A 14,472-nucleotide genomic window follows, 5' to 3' on the forward strand; every position below is an offset into this window, starting at 1 on the left:
CGCGCAATGCCTCCAATAGCGGCGGAAAAGCGGACATCTCCAGACGTCGCTGAACGGGCAAACCGAGAAGTCGGAGCGCTCGGCCGGCCGGTCAACTTTTCCGCCAACTCCAGACAGACCGCTGCATCGGACCAAACGACGCTATGGGCCTATTCCGGACTTTGGGCGTCAGGGCCAAGAACGAGAAGCGCGCAGAGGCCGATATTCACCAGGTGACGCGGAAGCCGCCGGTGCCTCTGTAGCTGTGGTTCTCGTCAACGCTTTCGAGGCTCGCGCGATAGGTGATTTCGCCGAACACAGCATAGCGTCCGTTGGCCCAGCTATAGGTGCCTCCACCGCCGATATTGCCCCACAGGCGGTCGCCGGCACTCGCGAAGCCGGTGCCGGCGACGTCAATCCTGGTGCCATTGAGGAACTCGTATTGCAGATTGCCGATCGCATAGACGTCGGAGCGGATAATGCCCGAGCCGTCGTTCCAGACATTTTGATGATTGAGCGACAGCCCGACGCGGCCGAGCAGGCTCTCGGCATCCTGCATTGAGACCAGCGCGCCGAAGCGATCGGCGAAGGCATCGAAACCGACTTTTGCATAGGAAAGCTGCGCCTGCGGCGTCAGCGAAAAGCCGTTGCCGACCGCAATCCGCTTGCCGGTCTCGACGCTGAACGTGTAGCCGAAGCCTTCATTGCCATGCGTCATGCTGCCGACGAGCGCCGACGAGAGGTCGCTGCGGTAGAACATGGTCTGAGCCTGGCCATCGACATAGAAGCCGTCATGGCCATACCAGGTCGCAGTCGCTCCCACCCCCGTCCCCTCGGCACGGATGCGGCCGTTGCCGAAGAACGAATTGATATTGGCCGTCGTCAGGCCATATTGCGCGGTGAGTCCTAAGATCAACCGGCCGCGGTCGTTGTCGAGCGCAACGCCGTCGAGACCCACTTGGGCCTTCATCTCGTCGGCATTGTAAGTCGAACCGGTGGTGTTCGACGGCCGCAACTCGGCCTGACCGCCCTCAACGCGGCCCCAGAATGCCGATTGCGTCCACGAACTATCCGCCGTCGGCGCCGTGTTGATGCCAGCGCGCGCCATCGCCTCGCTGCCGTTCCAATAGCGGTTGCCGACGCGCTGCTGCAAGCTCGGCGCCTGGTTCATGCCGAGCAGCACCTGTCCATAGTTCTCATAGAGCGGAACGCCGGGCTGGTAGAGCGGTCCGGCAGGTGGCGACGTCGGCGAATTAATGAGACTTGAACGCAGATACCAGTCGCCATCCGTCGGCGTGCCGAGGCCGTTCTTCTGCAGCGTATAGGCGTAGGCACCCCCGACGACGGCCTGCTGGTCTTGCAGCACGTAATCGCCCTGCAAGACGAAACTCCCATTCGAGGCACCGGCGACGTCGATCACCTTGATGCCTTCGACCGTCTGCGCTCCAGCGCCGCCCACATTGGTGATTCGCAGCGTGGAGGAGCCAGACGTGTTTCCCTGCACCACCAGGCGATCCGTGGCCGAGTTGTCGCCGCCGAGCGCAGTGTTGAGGAGAAGCGTGCCGCCGTTGCCGACATAGTTCCCGGTCACCGTCAGTGTAGTCCCCGGCGCGCTGCCGAACCGCAAGGTGCCGGCGTTATCAAGCGAGGCCACCGTCTGATTGAAGCCGTTCAGGTCTAATGTCGTGCCAGCGTTTGCGACGGTGGCGGAAGCGGCACTGAAAGCGCCCGCAGCGCCGGCTCGTAGCGTGCCCCCGCTCAACGTGGTCGCGCCGGTGTAGGTGTTGCCCCCCGCCAGCGTCTGCGTGCCGCTCGTGAGCGTCAGTCCGCCGCTGCCGTTGATGGCTCCGGCGAACGTATCGTTCGCATTGGTGACGATCAGGTCTTTGGCGCCCAGGTTGACGGTGCCGGTGCCGGCCAGACTCTGAATATGCGAGCCGGCACCTATTATCGCCGAAATATCGAATGTTGCGTTCGCGACCACGCGGCTCGAGTTGGCGAGGGCATCAGTGGCAGAGCCGGCAGGGCCCGCCAGCGCAAGCGTGCCCTGCTGGATCACCGTTTCGCCGGTATACGTACTGGCGGCGCCCAGCGTGAAGGTCCCGGCGCCGATCTTGGTCAAGCCACCGACGCCGCTGAATCCAAGCGTTTTGACGTTGAACCCATTGGTATCGAACGTCAGTCCGCCGGCGGCAATATTGATCTGGTTGATGCTCCCACCAAAAAAAACGGCGCTGTTGGCCAATGCCCGGACAATGGCGCTATCAAAGTTCATCTGCCGCGCTCCGGCGCCCGCAACCAGACCGGTTGTCTCCAGGACGCCACCGCCGCTGATGTTGAGCGTGCCGAAACCTGCGGCAAGGTTTCCGAGCCTCATCCCGTTCTGGGCGACGACGGTCGCTCCGTCCGTAATGTTGAGTGTGCCGTTGCCGGCATTGCCGATGATGAACGTCGTACTGGATACGATCCACCGCGATCCGGTGCCGGTCACCGTCACGATGCCGGTGCCTGCCGTGCCCGAACCGACCGAAGACAGGGTGCCGCCGCTCGTCAGCGTGCTGCCGTTCTGAATTGTGAGGCTGCCGGACGTTGCAGATGACTGAGCGACGCCGAAGCTGCCCACCGCAGCCGACGCAGCACCGCTGACGCCGAGGATGGTCGGATTGGGGGACAATGTATTGATGCCGGCCGCGGCACCGGCACTGGGCAGAATTCCGCCTGTCCAGTTGGCTGCGACGGTCCAGTCGGAACTCGTGCTGCCGTTCCAGCCCTGCGCTGCCACAGATCGCGGCAGCAGCGCCGATAGCATGGCCACCGAGACGCTCATCAGCAGCAGACGGTAGATGGGCTTGGCCGATCGCCGAGTTCCACGCGGACTGATTCTCTTCATCTGGTCCGATTGAGTTCGAACCAGCACAGCCCCAATGCATTCGCGCATCGTACCTCAGCCTCTCGACGATTGCCGCTCCACAAGTCGGAGACCGCGGTTCCACGCGGATTGCGAAGTGTTATCGATTGTTACGGTAGATGACGCAGGTGAGCTCGACAACGACGGAGCGCGCTCTTCGAAGCAAAAACACGCATTGTGCCTTTGATGCAACGTGAGCGCGACTGAGTTAACGGACTGGCAACCAGCTGCAGCGTGCTGCGGGCATTTGCCTAACTGTGCTGGCGTTGAGTCAAACTCGGAAGACTCAAAATGAGGCTTGAAGTCCTCGCCGCCAATCCTAGTTCAGAATCTGCCGGGCCGCGTGTTCGGCGAAACGAAACTCATACAGAGGATAGAAGAGCCCGCGCTCGCGGGCGCGCATTCGAGGGAAGTCACATGAGAAAGCTTGCTCTTGCAATCGCCGCGGCAGCAACGCTCCTCATCGGAACGGTTGCGCCGGCTTCGGCTCACTGGCGAGGTCATCATCATTGGGGTGGCCCGGGTATTGGTCCAGCCGTGGCGCTCGGCCTGTTCACGGGCGCATTGGCCGCGGCCACCGCCCCGCCGGTCTACTACGCGCCGGTCTACGGACCGCCGGGGTATTATTATGGACCCCGGTACTATCGGACTGTCCGCTATCCACCCGCCTACCCCTATTGGTACCCCTGGTGACTGGACAGGGCCCGGCCCCGGCCGGGCCTAGTCAGCCCGTGTCCTCGCCGCGGGGATCATCGGGAACGGAAGGCAGGAGGAAAAGTTCTGTCGATACGACGCAGGTCCGGACGCGTCCCGGGCCCTGATCGCGCGCGCAACATGCGCCTCGACGCGACCCGGCGGCGCAATAACATCGGATCTGCTCCCGCATGAACAAGAATGTCCGCTTCAATCTCGGATATGCCGTAGCCGCAATCTTCGCGGTGTTCTTGATCCAGCATCTCATCTCCACGGCCAGCCAAATCGCCGTGATCCCCTACAGCGAATACCAGCAATTGCTGCGCCAGGGGAAGGTCGACGCCGTCGGCATTTCCGATCGGACCCTGCAAGGCACGCTCAAGGAGCCGCTCGCCGGCGGACAGAAGCAATTCGTCACCACGCGGGTCGACCAGGACGTCGCGCAGGAGCTGGAGAAATACAACGTCCGCTTCACCGGACAGATCGAGAGCACGTTTCTGCGTGACCTCCTGTCGTGGGTCATGCCTGTGCTGCTGTTCTTCGGTCTGTGGTGGTACATCGGCCGCCGCATGGCGGAAGGCGGCGGCATCGGCGGCGGACTGATGGCGATCGGCAAGAGCAAGGCCAAGGTCTATGTCGAGTCCAACACCGGCGTCACCTTTGCCGACGTCGCAGGGGTCGACGAAGCCAAGGACGAGCTTCGCGAGGTGGTCGATTTCCTGAAGAATCCCACCGATTATGGCCGACTTGGCGGCCGCATGCCGAAGGGCGTGCTGCTGGTGGGCCCGCCGGGCACAGGCAAAACCCTGCTGGCCAAGGCCGTCGCGGGCGAAGCCAGAGTGCCGTTCTTCTCGATCTCCGGTTCGGAATTCGTCGAGATGTTCGTGGGCGTCGGCGCGGCGCGGGTGCGGGACCTGTTCAAGCAGGCGCACGAAAAGGCGCCGGCCATCATCTTCATCGACGAGCTCGACGCGCTTGGCCGCGCCCGCGGCATCGGCCCCTTCGCCGGCGGCCACGACGAGAAGGAGCAGACGCTCAACCAGCTGCTGGTCGAGCTCGACGGCTTCGATTCCCGCTCCGGACTCGTCATCCTTGCGGCCACCAACAGGCCGGAAATCCTCGACCCCGCCCTGCTCCGCGCCGGCCGCTTCGACCGGCAGGTGCTGGTCGACCGTCCCGACAAGAAGGGCCGCATCGAGATCCTCAAGGTCCACATGAAGAAGGTGCGCCTCGCCGAGCAGGTCGAGGCGGAGACGGTCGCAGCCCTGACGCCGGGCTTCACCGGCGCGGACCTTGCCAACCTCGTCAACGAAGCCGCGCTTCTGGCGACCCGCCGCGGGGCCGACGCGGTAAGCATGATCGACTTCAACAATGCGGTCGAGCGCATGGTCGCAGGCCTCGAGAAGCGCAACCGCCTGCTCAATGCCAAGGAGCGCGAGATCGTCGCCTATCACGAGATGGGACACGCTTTGGTCGCGCTCACGCTGCCGGGGACCGACCCCGTGCACAAGGTCTCGATCATTCCGCGCGGCGTGGGGGCGCTCGGCTACACTATCCAGAGACCGATCGAAGACCGTTTCCTGATGACGAAGGAGGAGCTGGAGAACAAGATGGCGGTGCTGCTCGGCGGCCGCGCGGCCGAGCTGATCGTGTTCGGGCATTTGTCCACGGGTGCGGCCGACGATCTGCGCCGGGTGACCGACATCGCGCGCAGCATGGTGACGCGTTACGGCATGTCCGAGAGACTCGGCAGTGTCGCCTATGAGCGTGATCCCGGCAATTTCCTTGCAGGCGCGGACCGCCCCTACCCGGGTCGCGACCGCGACTATGCGGAAGAGACCGCGGCCGCGGTCGACCGCGAGGTGAAAGCCATCGTCGACCAGGTCTTCCAGCGCACCCAGGGCATCCTGAAGATGCGGCGGCCGATCCTGGACCGCGCGGCGAAGAAACTCCTGGAGAAGGAAACCCTGGAGCAGAGCGATATCGATGCGCTGATCCAGGAAATGCCCAAGGACGGATTGCGGGCGATCTGAGCATCTCGAGCAGCACCCGGCGCCGGCCTTGACGTCGAGCGGCACGAGCTGACCCTGCTCGCTACGGCCGCGCGGCCCTACGCCGATGATCTCGCCCTGCTGCGGCTTTTCCTTGGCGGCGTCGCGCCCCGGATCTCTCCGCAGTACGCGCCTCGGCCGGGACGAGGTGCCCAAGCGGCAATTGCGAGGTTTGCTTCAAGCGATCGAGAACGATGGACGAGCGCACATGCGCGACGCTGTCGTGCGGCAGAAACACCTCGTTGAGAAGCCGCGAGAGCGCCTTCAAGTCGGTGATCGTCACCTTGATGAGGTAATCGGCTTCGCCGGTGAGCGCATACGCCTCCTGCACTTCCTCCAGGCTCTCGATCAGCTTGAGGAAGCGCCGCGAATTGTCCGGCGAGTGTGTCGCAAGCGTCACCTGCACGAAGACGACAATGCCGAGTCCGAGCAATTCGCGATCGAGATGCGCGTGGTAGCTCGCAATCGCGCCGGTATCCTCGAGGGCCGCGCGACGGCGCGAGCATTGCGATGCCGACAGACCGACGACGTCGGCCAGTTCGAAATTCGACAGACGCCCGTTGGATTGAAGCGCCTGCAGCAATTTGACGTCGAATTGATCCATGCGTTATCCTTGCACGTTAACGCGTAGATATGCATGTTTCACGCATATCCTGGCTTTGTCGAGCGGATTTTGCGGAGATCGTGCAGGCCGCCGGCAGTATATTTCCTGTCGGAACAGATACCTTTCCAGGAGTGCGACATTGGGCCCCTTCCCTCACGATGCCCCACCGGCCACGATTTCGGCAGTCAATCCGGCCGGCACCGATGGCTTCGAGTTTGTCGAGTTCGCCCATCCGGATCCGCAGCAGCTCGCCAAGCTGTTCGAGCAGATGGGCTACACGGAGGTCGCGCGGCACAAGACCAAGGACATCTCCCTTTGGCGCCAGGGAAAGATCAATTACGTCCTGAACCGGGAGCCGAACTCCCATGCGGCGCGCTTCGTCGGAGAACACGGACCTTGCGCGCCGGCGATGGCCTGGCGCGTCGTCGATGCCAAACACGCCCTGAAGCGCGTCCTGGAGCTCGGCGGGACGGAATATACCGGCAACGACAAGTCGCTCGACGTGCCGGCCGTGGTCGGCATCGGCGGATCCCTGCTGTACCTGGTCGAGACCTATGGCGCGAAGGGCTCGCCCTATTCGGCCGAGTATGACTGGACCGGCGAAGTCGACCCAACCCCGAAAGGCGTCGGGTTCTACTATCTCGATCACCTCACGCATAACGTCATGCGCGGCAACATGGACACCTGGTACAAGTTCTACAGCCAGACGTTCAATTTCCGCGAGATCCGCTACTTCGACATTTCGGGCAAGCTGACCGGCCTGACCTCGCGCGCCCTGACGTCCCCCTGCGGCAAGATTCGAATCCCGATCAACGAGAGCGCCGACGACAAGAGCCAGATCGAAGAATATCTGCGCCAGTACAAGGGCGAAGGCATCCAGCACATTGCCGTCGGCACCGACGACATCTATTCGGCGACCGACGCCATCGCCGCGCGCGGGCTCCAGTTCATGCCGGGCCCGCCCTCGATCTACTATGACAAATCATTTGACCGCGTGAAGGGCCACACCGAACCGCTCGATCGCATGCGCAAGCACGGAATCCTGATCGACGGCGAGGGTGTCGTCAACGGCGGGCTGACGCGCATCCTGCTTCAGATCTTCTCCAAGACCGTGATCGGCCCGATCTTCTTCGAGTTCATCCAGAGAAAGGGCGATGACGGTTTCGGCGAGGGCAACTTCAAGGCCCTGTTCGAGAGCATCGAGGCCGATCAGATTCAGCGCGGCGTGCTGAAGGCATCCTGAGGGAGGGTCGCGATACAAGACGCGTGGAGGAGCTATCGCGGCGCGCCGGCCGAGGGAACCATCCTGTGCGACGCCAATGACGTCGGCGAAGGGAGCTTCAAATCGATCAAATCCGGCGCGGCGGATTTTCCGATCCTGATCGTCAGATCGGCGGGCACTCTGGCAGCCTATGTCAATGCGTGTCCGCACCAGTACCTGCCGCTCGATTATCGCGGTGACAATTTGCTGAGCGCGGATGGAACCGTTCTTCGGTGCACCAATCACAGCGCCGGATTCCGTGTTCGGGACGGCGTCGGGGTCGAAGGACTGGGCCTGAATTGCGCTCTCGATGCCATTCCGATCGCCGTGGACGACCAGGGCCGAATTCGCGTGCAGGCCGCATCAGCGGCCTGATCAAGCGCGACTATCGGCGGGCCGTGGCGGCGACAACAGATCACACCTCATCTGCGATCGTGTTGCGAAGCACGCCGATGCCTTCCGCCTCGACCTCGACGACGTCGCCGGGCTTCAGCCAGATCGGCGGGTCGAAGCGTGCGCCGGCCCCCGTCGGCGTACCTGTTACGATGACATCGCCCGGGACCAGGGTCGTGAACGTCGAGATGTAGTTGATGATCTTGCGGAAGGAGAAGATCATCCGGCTCGTGCGGTCCTGCTGGCGGACGTCGCCATTGACCCGCGTTTCGAGCTTGATGTCGGCAAGCTGGCTTTCATCGGTATAGGGGATGAGCCAGGGTCCGATCGAACCGGTCCGATCGAAGTTCTTGCCCTGTGTCACGTTGAACTTGGCGTGCCGGACCCAATCACGGATCGTGCCTTCGTTGCACAGCGATAGCGCGGCGATATGCTCGAGCGCCTCGCTCTGCGCAATCCTGCGGCCGCCCTTGCCGATCACGATGACGATCTCGCCCTCGTAATCGAGCTGCGGGCTCTCCGGGGGACGCAGCAAAGCCTGTCCATGGCCCGTGAACGAGCGCGCAAAGCGGATGAAGAGAGAGGGATTTGAGGGGGCCGCCTGCCCGTCCTTGTATTCCTCGTTGCGGTCGGGAAAGTTGACGCCGACGCAGATGATCTTTTCCGGTGCCGGCACTGGAATCTCATAGCGGATGTCTTCGACCGGAAGATCCGCCGACAGCGCGGCGCTCTCCTCGGCCAGAGACAGCAGCGCAGCGTCCCCGATCACTTCACGCAAGCTGGGCCAGCGCTTGCCGTGACGTCCGGACAGATCGACCACGCCATGGTCCACGAGCAGGCCGTAGCCGAGCGCACCGTTGCGGGTGAAGCTGATGAACCTTGGACGAGACATGCGCGGCCTTCCTTGTTGAACGTGTTCTCCGATCAGGGGGCGATGATCGGCTGGGCCGCCAGCTCGGCGTCGCGCGGCGCAATCCCGGCGAAGAGGCTGCCGTGCTCGAACCAGGATCTCGGCGCGGGCGCCCCCCACAGTGTCTGACGCTGCGGGTCCTTCAGGTCCCATTTGATCGGTTCGAGATCGGGATCGACGGTCTGGTAATCCGAGCAGTAGATTTCGATGCGGTGGCCATCGGGATCGAGGATGTAGAGGAAGAAGGCATTCGAGATGCCGTGGCGGCCCGGACCGCGTTCGATGTTGGACACCCATCCGGTGGTCGCCATGAGGTCGAGGAGATCGATGATGTTGAGCGGGGTCGGCACCCAGAACGCCGTGTGGTGCAGGCGCGGGCCGCGGCCATTGGTGAACGCCAGGTCGTGAACACCGCCTTTGCGGTGGGTCCAGGCCGCCCATAGACGTCCGGTTTCCGCGTCCTCGGTGTACTCCGTCACGCGGAATCCGATCTCGTTGTAGAAAGCGACGGATTGGTCGACGTTCGGCGAGAAGCAATTGAAATGGTCGATGCGGAGCGGCTTCACACCTTTGTAGAGGGCGTATTTCTGATGAATCGGCGGCAACCGATCCATCTTCGAATAGAACTCGAGCGGTATGCCGTGCGGATCGCGGGTGCGGAACGTGCGCGACTGATAGGGACGCTCCACCCACTCGACCGGTAGATCCTTGCTCTCGAAGAACTGGACCGCCTTGTCGAGGTCCTCTTCGCCGAAAACCTTGAAGCCGAGATCGCGGGCCTCGATCTTGTCGGACTTCCTCAGCACGATGCAATGGTGGCCGCGCTCTTCCATCGCCCGAAGATAGATCGCATCGGAGCTTTCGTCCGTCACCTGCAGACCGAGCGTGTCGACATAGAACGCGCGGGACTTGGCAAGGTCGCTCACGCCAAATTCGACATGGCTGAGACGTACGATGTTGAATGGCGGATAAAGGTTGGGCGTAGGCAATGCCATGATGTCCTCCTTGGTCTGCTGCGGACCGCTTAACCGCCTAGTTTTTGGATCTTATGCGCGGTGGTGGCGAACGCGACGTTCTTCGTCTCCATGTAGAAATCGAACGACCAATCTCCGCCGTCGCGGCCGATGCCGGAGCTCTTCACACCGCCAAAGGGCGTCGGCAGGTGGCGGACATTCTCCGAATTGACCCAGATCATTCCGGCCTGCAGCCGGTCGGTGAAGCGGAAGGCACGCGTGACGTCGGCCGTCCAGAGATAGCCGGTGAGGCCGTACTGGACGTCGTTGGCGAGCGCGAGCGCCTCCGCCTCGTCCTTGAACGGGATCGCCGTCAGCACCGGCCCGAAGATTTCCTCCTGTGCGATACGCATTCGGTTGTTGGCGCCGGTAAAAAGCGTCGGGGCGACGTAGCAGCCGCCGCCAGGACCATCGACCTTGCGGCCGCCGGTGGCAATCGTCGCGCCCTCCGATTTGCCGATCTCGACGTAGTCGAGCACCTTCTTCTCGTGAACCGGATGAATCAACGGACCGATGACGGTCTCGGGATCGAGCGGATGTCCCACCTTTATCCGGCCGGCCTTCTCGGCGACCGTCGCGGTGAATTGGTCGTAGACGCTCGCCTCGACGAGCAGACGCGAGGAGGAGGTGCAGCGCTCGCCGTTGAGAGAATAGATCATGAATACCGCCGCATCCGCGGCGCGGTCGAGGTCGGCATCGGCGAACACGATCACCGGGTTTTTGCCGCCCAGTTCGAAATGAACGCGCTTCAGCGTATCGGCGCCCTGTTTCATGATCATCGAGCCGGTGCGGCTTTCCCCGACGAATCCGATCGCCTTGACCAGCGGATGCTCGGTCAGCGCCTTGCCGGCGTCCTCGCCAAAGCCGTTGACGAGATTCCAGACGCCCTTGGGCAGACCGGCCTCTTCCGCGATCTCGATCAGCAGGCGCGCGGTCAGCGGCGAGAATTCGGCCGGCTTGTGAACGATGGTGCAGCCGGCCGCAAGCGCCGGCGCGATCTTCCACGTCGACAGCATGAAGGGCGTATTCCACGGCGTGATGATGCCCACCGGACCGATCGGCACGCGGGTGGTCATGTTCACCTGGCCGTCGGTCCGAAGTGACTTGCCATCGCGCGCCTCGGGCGCGCGGTCGGCAAAGAAGCGGAAATTCTCTGCGCCCCTCAGCGCCGCCTTGGCCATGAATTTGAGGGACTGCCCGGTATCCATGCATTCGACGAAGGCGATTTCTTCGGCGCGGGCGACGATGGCATCGGCAACCCGGTGCAAGAGCGCTTTCCGGGCCTCCCCGGATGTCTCGGCCCATTGCGGAAAGGCTGCGTGCGCGGCCTTCGCGGCCCGATCGATGTCTGCGGCCTTGCCGTGCGCCACCTTGGCGAGCGGCTTCAGATCGACGGGAGAAATCGTTTCGAACGTCGCGCTGTCCGCAGCCGGGACGTCCTCGCCGCCGATGCGGTTGAGCACCCCATGCTCCGCGAACCGGGCAAGGTAGCGTTCCGCCTTGGCGATGTTTTCCGCAAGCTTGGACATCACGGGTCCTTCCCTGGTTCGAGCCGTTGCGACCGGCAGCTCTTTGTTTGGGCGACGGCAGCGAACAATGCGCGCTTCGACGCACGAAGTCGCGTAGCTGGCCCCACATACTTAACATGTTAAGTATTTTGGCCGCTGTCAAGAGGTTTGCGTCGGGATCGGCGCAAGCCAGACTCGCAGCCGGACGGGAGCCGCTTCACCGGCCCGGCAGGCTGCGGGCCGAGAAGTCACAGCTTACCTGGGCAATGTCTGCGATGCGGCCGGCAAGCGGCGACAGATCCTCGGCGCGACGCACAGCGAAATAGCGGATCGGCGGAATCGCAGGCTCGGTCCGGATCACGCGCAGACGCCCGCGCCTGATCTCGTCGGCGAAATAGCTCGCGGTCAGGAAGGTGACGCCAAGGCCGGATGCAGCGAGCCCGGCCAGCACGTTCAAGCTGTTGCACTGGACCACGCGATTGATCCGCAGGCCATTCGCGACCGCCCAGTCCAGCACCAGACGCTGCAGGCCCGAGCCCTGGGTCTGGCTCAGGATGGGATATTTCGCCATCTCATGCAGCGGAATGCAGTCTTCGGCCGGTCCGAAGCCTGGCGCGGCGACCCATTCGAGCTGCACCGCCCCGAGCGGCACCAACAACAGGTTTGGAGTTTGCGGCGGATCGAGCCCGATCACGAGATCGATCTCGTTGGCAGCGAGCTTTCCATACAGGTCGATGCTGGCCGCAACCTCCGGCTCTGGGATCAGGTTCGGATATTCCCGTTTCATCGCGACGATCAACTTCGGCAGCCAGGTCAACGCCACGAGCTCGGTCACGCCGAAACGGAATGGACCGGAGAACGTCCCCGAGCCGCCGGCGACTTCGCGAAAGCGCGTTTCCAGCGTCAGCATCTCGGCCGCGATCGGCAGGCTCGCCGCACCCGCCCGGGTCAGTCGCAACGCGTAGCTTGCCCGGTCGAACAGCGGCTCCTTGATGACGTCCTCAAGCTCCAGGATCCGCTTCGAGATCGTCGATTGGGCCAGATGGAGCCGCTCAGCTGCCTCGGTGAAGCCGCCCAGCTTCGCCGTCCAGTAGAAGGCCTCGATCTGCTTCAGGCTGACCGGCATCGGCAAATCCTCGGTCGCCAGCGGCCGAACGAGCTATGAAAAAAAGCGATCATGTCTGCGAATATTATTCACTTTCCATCATTGAAGCCAAGTCACATGATCGTCGTCAACGCCCTTTCCCAAAGCAAGATCAACGCATGTCCCCCATCGGCCATCGCATCAATCCCAGCGCCCCTCCCGTCCCGGCCGCTATCCTCGACGATTTTCGCGATGCCGCGGTCGCCGTCATTTCCGACAACATGAACCGGCTGCACGGCAGCAAGAGTCTCAGGCCCTATCATCGCTCCGGCCGCCTGATCGGCACGGCGGTGACGGTGAAGACCCGGCCCGGCGATAACCAGACCCTGCACAAGGCCTATGAAATCCTCCGCGCCGGCGACGTGCTGGTGGTGGACGGCAGCGGCGACCTCGCCCAGGCCCTGGTCGGCGAGATCATGATGAGCCGGGCCAAGGCGATCGGCGTTGCCGGTTTTGTCATCGACGGCGCGATCCGCGACGTAGATGCGTTCGTGAAGGCCGACTTCCCCTGCTACGCGCGGGGCGTCACCCATCGCGGTCCCTACAAGAGCGGTCCTGGCGAGATCAACGTGCCGGTCTCGGTCGACGGCATGGTCGTGATGCCGGGCGACGTGGTGATCGGCGACGCCGACGGCGTCGTGACGTTCGACCGTGCCGATGCCGCCGAATTGCTGGCGCTGGTGCGCAAGCAGGAGGCCCGGGAGGCCGATGCGCTGAAAGCAATCGCGGAAGGCCGGCTCGACAATGCCTATATCGGCGTGGCGAAGGCACCCTGAACACGATGGCCATTCCGCTTTCGGCCCGCGTCCAGCGGATCAAACCCTCGCCCAGCATGATGGCGCGCATGCGCGCGCAGCAGTTGAAGGCGCAAGGCCGCGATATCATCGATCTCACCACCGGCGAGCCCGATTTCGATACCCCCGCCCATATCCAGGCGGCGGCCACCGCTGCCATGGCCGCCGGCCAGACGCGCTACGCCCCGGTCAACGGCACGCCGCGGCTGCGCAAGGCGATATCAGCCAAGTTCGCGCGCGAGAATGGGGTCACTTACGCGATCGACGAGATCACGGTCGGCAGCGGCGCCAAGCAAGTGATCTTCAACGCGCTGGCCGCGACCTTGAACGAAGGCGACGAGGTGATCGTGCCGGCGCCCTATTGGGTGTCCTATCCCGACATGGTGCTGGCCTGCGACGGCAAGCCCGTCATCGTCCCCTGTGGAGAGAATACCGGGTTCAAGCTGACGGCCGAGGGGCTCGAACATGCGATCACGCCGCGCACCCGCTGGCTGATCCTGAATACGCCGTCGAACCCGACCGGCGCGTTTTACGATGCCGCTGAAATGGCTGCGCTGACCGGCGTCCTCCTGCGCCATCCGCACGTCGCGCTGATGACCGACGACATCTATGAGCAGATCCGTTTCGACGGCGGCGCGCCGGTGTGCCCGGTGGCCATCGCGCCGGCGTTGCGGGAACGCACGCTCCTGGTCAACGGCGTTTCCAAGACCTATGCGATGACGGGCTTTCGGATCGGCTATGGCGCCGGCCCGAAGCCGCTGCTGGCCGCGATGAACGTGATCCAGTCGCAGACCACGTCGGCTGCAGCCGCCATGAGCATGGCCGCCGCCGCTGCCGCGCTCGAAGGCGACCAAAGTTTTGTTGGCACGGCGCGGGCCGCCTACAAGGCACGGCGCGACCGGGCCGTCGAACTGATGAACGCGATCGACGGCATCAGCTGCGCGACGCCCGACGGCGCCTTCTACATTTATCCGTCCTGTGCCGGCCTGATCGGCCGCAGGCGGCCCGACGGCAGCTTGCTGGAGACTGATCTCGACGTGGCGATGTATTTCCTCGAGGACGCGGGCGTTGCCGTGCTCGACGGCTCGGCCTATGGGCTGTCGCCCTATCTGCGCCTGTCGATCGCGACGTCTCTTGATGCGCTCGAGGATGCCGGGGCGCGCCTGAAGCGCGCCTGCGAGGCGCTGCACCGACCATGATAGCAGGGGAACGTA

At 63.6% G+C, this 14,472-nt stretch carries 11 protein-coding genes and 2 pseudogenes; 6 read left to right on the forward strand and 7 right to left on the reverse strand.

Features of this window, described 5'->3' with window-relative positions:
• Window positions 1–205 precede the first annotated feature (205 nt).
• Complete coding sequence (locus D6B98_RS08965) at window positions 206–2,917, reverse strand: autotransporter family protein (protein ID WP_245481295.1); 2,712 nt, start codon at window positions 2,915–2,917, stop codon at window positions 206–208.
• A 387-nt stretch (window positions 2,918–3,304) separates the two neighbouring features.
• Here D6B98_RS08965 and D6B98_RS08970 point away from each other — a divergent pair, with 387 nt between their 5' ends.
• Together D6B98_RS08970 and ftsH are read left to right on the forward strand one after the other, a co-directional pair.
• Entirely contained in the window at window positions 3,305–3,580 is a 276-nt protein-coding gene (locus D6B98_RS08970; protein ID WP_126256629.1) for a hypothetical protein, read from the forward strand.
• Between the two features lie 191 nt (window positions 3,581–3,771).
• Window positions 3,772–5,613 carry an ATP-dependent zinc metalloprotease FtsH gene (gene ftsH / locus D6B98_RS08975; RefSeq protein WP_126256630.1) on the forward strand — a complete coding sequence of 614 codons (1,842 nt, stop codon included), beginning with the start codon at window positions 3,772–3,774 and terminating at the stop codon, window positions 5,611–5,613.
• 21 nt (window positions 5,614–5,634) lie between these two features.
• Here the strand turns inward: ftsH and D6B98_RS40800 are convergent.
• Together D6B98_RS40800 and D6B98_RS08985 are read right to left on the reverse strand one after the other, a co-directional pair.
• Window positions 5,635–5,736 (reverse strand): annotated as a pseudogene (locus tag D6B98_RS40800) (co-chaperone GroES); the annotation flags it as partial.
• 40 nt (window positions 5,737–5,776) lie between these two features.
• Window positions 5,777–6,235: pseudogene (locus D6B98_RS08985) on the reverse strand (Lrp/AsnC family transcriptional regulator); the annotation flags it as partial.
• Between the two features lie 139 nt (window positions 6,236–6,374).
• Between D6B98_RS08985 and hppD the strand changes: the two are divergent.
• Together hppD and D6B98_RS41905 are read left to right on the forward strand one after the other, a co-directional pair.
• Window positions 6,375–7,478: a 4-hydroxyphenylpyruvate dioxygenase gene (gene hppD / locus D6B98_RS08990; RefSeq protein WP_126256632.1), complete on the forward strand. Its 1,104-nt coding sequence runs from the start codon at window positions 6,375–6,377 to the stop codon at window positions 7,476–7,478.
• A 63-nt stretch (window positions 7,479–7,541) separates the two neighbouring features.
• The gene (locus D6B98_RS41905; RefSeq protein ID WP_478271729.1) at window positions 7,542–7,871 is read left to right on the forward strand and encodes a Rieske (2Fe-2S) protein; all 330 of its coding nucleotides are present in this window, start codon (window positions 7,542–7,544) and stop codon (window positions 7,869–7,871) included.
• Between the two features lie 40 nt (window positions 7,872–7,911).
• Here D6B98_RS41905 and D6B98_RS09000 read toward each other — a convergent pair whose 3' ends face one another.
• From D6B98_RS09000 to D6B98_RS09015, 4 genes are all read right to left on the reverse strand, one after another.
• On the reverse strand, window positions 7,912–8,781 hold the full coding sequence (locus tag D6B98_RS09000) for a fumarylacetoacetate hydrolase family protein (protein ID WP_126256633.1): 870 nt from the start codon (window positions 8,779–8,781) through the stop codon (window positions 7,912–7,914).
• Between the two features lie 32 nt (window positions 8,782–8,813).
• On the reverse strand, window positions 8,814–9,794 hold the full coding sequence (hpaD, locus tag D6B98_RS09005) for a 3,4-dihydroxyphenylacetate 2,3-dioxygenase (protein WP_126256634.1): 981 nt from the start codon (window positions 9,792–9,794) through the stop codon (window positions 8,814–8,816).
• 29 nt (window positions 9,795–9,823) lie between these two features.
• Entirely contained in the window at window positions 9,824–11,341 is a 1,518-nt protein-coding gene (gene hpaE, locus D6B98_RS09010; protein ID WP_126256635.1) for a 5-carboxymethyl-2-hydroxymuconate semialdehyde dehydrogenase, read from the reverse strand.
• 196 nt (window positions 11,342–11,537) lie between these two features.
• Complete coding sequence (locus D6B98_RS09015) at window positions 11,538–12,446, reverse strand: LysR family transcriptional regulator (protein ID WP_126256636.1); 909 nt, start codon at window positions 12,444–12,446, stop codon at window positions 11,538–11,540.
• 137 nt (window positions 12,447–12,583) lie between these two features.
• Here D6B98_RS09015 and D6B98_RS09020 point away from each other — a divergent pair, with 137 nt between their 5' ends.
• Together D6B98_RS09020 and D6B98_RS09025 are read left to right on the forward strand one after the other, a co-directional pair.
• Window positions 12,584–13,240, forward strand: a complete 657-nt coding sequence (locus D6B98_RS09020; RefSeq protein ID WP_126256637.1) for an RraA family protein — start codon at window positions 12,584–12,586, stop codon at window positions 13,238–13,240.
• A 5-nt stretch (window positions 13,241–13,245) separates the two neighbouring features.
• A complete protein-coding gene (locus D6B98_RS09025) occupies window positions 13,246–14,457 on the forward strand; it encodes an aspartate transaminase (RefSeq protein WP_126256638.1) in 1,212 nt (403 codons plus the stop codon).
• Window positions 14,458–14,472: the final 15 nt, after the last annotated feature.

The organism is Bradyrhizobium sp. LVM 105 (assembly GCF_003957705.1).
In the GTDB taxonomy this organism is placed as follows: Bacteria; Pseudomonadota; Alphaproteobacteria; order Rhizobiales; family Xanthobacteraceae; genus Bradyrhizobium; species Bradyrhizobium frederickii.

Bases quoted from the DNA above. Each gene is read 5' to 3' on its own strand.
- D6B98_RS09015 (WP_126256636.1), bottom strand. From the start codon at position 12,446: ATGCCGGTCAGCCTGAAGCAGATCGAGGCCTTCTACTGGACGGCGAAG.
- D6B98_RS09025 (WP_126256638.1), top strand. From the start codon at position 13,246: ATGGCCATTCCGCTTTCGGCCCGCGTCCAGCGGATCAAACCCTCGCCC.
- ftsH (WP_126256630.1), top strand. From the start codon at position 3,772: ATGAACAAGAATGTCCGCTTCAATCTCGGATATGCCGTAGCCGCAATC.
- D6B98_RS09000 (WP_126256633.1), bottom strand. From the start codon at position 8,781: ATGTCTCGTCCAAGGTTCATCAGCTTCACCCGCAACGGTGCGCTCGGC.
- D6B98_RS08970 (WP_126256629.1), top strand. From the start codon at position 3,305: ATGAGAAAGCTTGCTCTTGCAATCGCCGCGGCAGCAACGCTCCTCATC.
- hpaD (WP_126256634.1), bottom strand. From the start codon at position 9,794: ATGGCATTGCCTACGCCCAACCTTTATCCGCCATTCAACATCGTACGT.
- hpaE (WP_126256635.1), bottom strand. From the start codon at position 11,341: ATGTCCAAGCTTGCGGAAAACATCGCCAAGGCGGAACGCTACCTTGCC.
- D6B98_RS08965 (WP_245481295.1), bottom strand. From the start codon at position 2,917: ATGCGCGAATGCATTGGGGCTGTGCTGGTTCGAACTCAATCGGACCAG.
- D6B98_RS09020 (WP_126256637.1), top strand. From the start codon at position 12,584: ATGTCCCCCATCGGCCATCGCATCAATCCCAGCGCCCCTCCCGTCCCG.